Consider the following 2,646-nt stretch of genomic DNA (forward strand, 5'->3'; position numbering starts at 1 on the left):
TGAATGAGAAAAGAGTAATAGAAATCCAATTTGGCATGTTTTGTGTTAGTGGATATAGCAGCGCTTTGAAGAAACTGAAGATGAAAAATGTAATACTGTCTAAGAAAGTGATTAATAAAAAAAAGAGAAGTAACGCAGTACGTGAACTATACTCTATACCTGTAATTTGAAAGATTCCTACATATACAAAAAATATAAATGCAAAAACTATAATGAGAAAAAGAGCAATAATACTAATGATAATCGTTTTATCTTTTAGGCTGAGATTTGAGAATTTCTCCTCCTCATGCATTAAAATACCCCCTTTTTCTGGAAGTTAACTTCATTTTATCATGAAATACATATTAAAAAACTACGAATTATGGGAAAATAAGGTGACAAAAAGTAAGATTTCATGTAAAATTATTAATAAGGTTTTTATTTAACTAAATGAAATAAAAGGAGCTGTCAAAGTTGTCTCAAAATCGAGAGCAATTAATGGAAGAACTATCGACAAATGTGTTTGCTATGTTTCGCACATTGCGTAATGATATCGGAAAAATATTCGGTGGTTACATACCGTGGAATGAATTCATCGTCCTGAGAATATTAAATCGTACGAATAAAGAAATGGTATCGCGTGTAGCAAATGAATTAAATGTGTCGAATAGTCATATTACAGCTGTTACAGAAAAATTAATTAATAAAGGTTTTGTAACTCGTTCACGTTCTACATCAGATCGCCGAGTTGTGTATTTAGAGATTACAGAACAAGGGAAAGATTTAGTTGCGAAAATGGAAGATGCGAAAAAACAATATTTACAAGAAAGATTCTCTACACTTTCAGAAGATGAAATGAATGTAATGATTTCGATTTCCAAAAAACTTATTTAAGTGATAATAAACAAGAAAACGCTTACGTAATGAAAGAGAAGATCTTCCTTATATATGGAAGGTCTTCTTTCGTGTGTAATAGATGTTAAAAAATAAAATGTGTATGAAAAAAGATAGAGCGCCATACTACTAATACAAGGAAGGGGGGGAGAAGTATGACGAATCGTAACGGTAGTAAAGGGAGCGGTAATCAAGGGTCACCAAAGTCCGGCCAGTTTAATCAGGAATTTAGCACTGAATTTGAAACTGGTAATGATAATAAAGGGAAAGAATATCGTTCTAAAAAAGGGAGTAAATCAAAAAAGGAGTGAATATATTCACTCCTTTTTTGATTTACGATGCTGCCGATTGATCAGTATTATATTTTTCTTCTGATTTTGCGACAATCATTGCGCAAATTGCATCACCAGAAATGTTTACAGCTGTTCTAGACATATCTAGAATACGGTCAATACGGATAATTAAAGCGATACCTTCTACTGGTAGATTTACTTGATTTAAAACCATTGTAAGCATTACAAGTCCAACACCTGGCACACCAGCAGTACCGATACTAGCTAGTACAGCAGTTAATACGACCATAGCTAATTGCGGTAATGTAAGTTCAACTCCGTATACTTGAGCGATAAATACAGTGGCTACCCCTTGCATAATGGCAGTACCATCCATATTAATAGTTGCCCCTAGTGGTTGTACAAATGAGCTTATCGCTTTTGGAACGCTAAGCTTATCTTGTGCTGTTTTCATTGCAAAAGGAAGCGATGCATTAGAGCTAGATGTACTAAATCCAATTGCCATTACTGGTCCGAAATGTTTAAAGAAACGAACAATACTTTCTTTTGCTAATACCTTTAATAAGCCGCCATATACAAAGACCCCGTGAATAATGAGTACTAACATAACGACAATCATATACTTGAACATCGCAGCGACGCCTGCAAGACCCATTTTACCAACGGATGAAGCGAGCAAACCGAATGTTCCAATTGGGGCTAATTTCATAACGAGATTAACAAGATACATCATTAATTCGTTGCCCTGTTCAAGTAATGAATGGATACCTTGAACTCGTTTTCCTAAAATAGCTATACCAAGTCCAATCAATACGGCAAAGGCAATGATTTGTAACATGTTTCCGTCAGCCATCGCTTTTGCTGGGTTATCTGGTACGATATTTAGCAATGTGTCGACGAAAGATGTTTCAGTTTTTGCCCCTTCATACTTAAGACCTTCTGTTTTAAAATTACCGCCAGCTCCTGGCTTTATAATAAGTGCAAATGTAACCGCTATAGTGATGGCAACCGCAGTTGTTACGAGAAAGAATGAAATTGATTTTAAACCGATTCTTCCAAGTTGTTTCGGATCTCCAAGGCCGGCAGCACCAAGTACGATAGAAATGAACACAACAGGAACAACTAGCATTTTAATAAGTCGAATAAACAATTGACCAATTGGGTTGAACACATATTGATTTAGTGGCTCAAAGATAGATGGAGCGGCTAAATTTAGAGTGAGTCCGACAACTAGACCTAGAAATAATGCGATTAAGATTGCTTTTGTTTGTTTCAATAAAATCCCCCCTTTTGTTTTTGCGAAATTCCTTCCTAAAGTAATTGTACCGAAAAAATACCTAATTTGACAATATTTTCTGAATTTTTCGTTTTTTATTTAAGTACAGATAGATTGATTTTGTGTTTGGAAAATAAAATAGACCATCACATTGGATGGTCTAGGGAAGGGGACAATTTATGTCAATTTAATTAGGGATGGAAG

4 protein-coding genes are annotated in these 2,646 nt (G+C 34.7%); 2 read left to right on the plus strand and 2 right to left on the minus strand.

Annotated features, from left to right (window positions below; translation table 11 throughout):
• The coding region (locus MR170_RS30285) for a YrvL family regulatory protein (RefSeq protein ID WP_242310579.1) at nucleotides 1-292 on the minus strand (292 nt) is incomplete at its 3' end.
• 161 nt (nucleotides 293-453) lie between these two features.
• On the opposite strand from MR170_RS30285, the gene MR170_RS30290 reads away from it, so the two are divergent.
• Both MR170_RS30290 and MR170_RS30295 read left to right on the plus strand, forming a co-directional pair.
• A complete protein-coding gene (locus tag MR170_RS30290) occupies nucleotides 454-873 on the plus strand; it encodes a MarR family winged helix-turn-helix transcriptional regulator (protein ID WP_000081434.1) in 420 nt (139 codons plus the stop codon).
• A gap of 155 nt (nucleotides 874-1,028) precedes the next feature.
• On the plus strand, nucleotides 1,029-1,184 hold the full coding sequence (locus MR170_RS30295) for a hypothetical protein (protein ID WP_000184928.1): 156 nt from the start codon (nucleotides 1,029-1,031) through the stop codon (nucleotides 1,182-1,184).
• Between the two features lie 22 nt (nucleotides 1,185-1,206).
• Here the strand turns inward: MR170_RS30295 and MR170_RS30300 are convergent, their stop codons facing one another.
• The gene (locus MR170_RS30300) at nucleotides 1,207-2,442 is read right to left on the minus strand and encodes a dicarboxylate/amino acid:cation symporter (protein WP_242310581.1); all 1,236 of its coding nucleotides are present in this window, start codon (nucleotides 2,440-2,442) and stop codon (nucleotides 1,207-1,209) included.
• Nucleotides 2,443-2,646 lie beyond the last annotated feature (204 nt).

The organism is Bacillus cereus group sp. BfR-BA-01524 (assembly GCF_022662595.1).
Taxonomy (GTDB): Bacteria; Bacillota; Bacilli; order Bacillales; family Bacillaceae_G; genus Bacillus_A; species Bacillus_A thuringiensis_S.

Excerpts from the sequence above, each read along its gene's own strand:
- MR170_RS30295 (WP_000184928.1), top strand. The coding sequence starts at position 1,029 with ATGACGAATCGTAACGGTAGTAAAGGGAGCGGTAATCAAGGGTCACCA.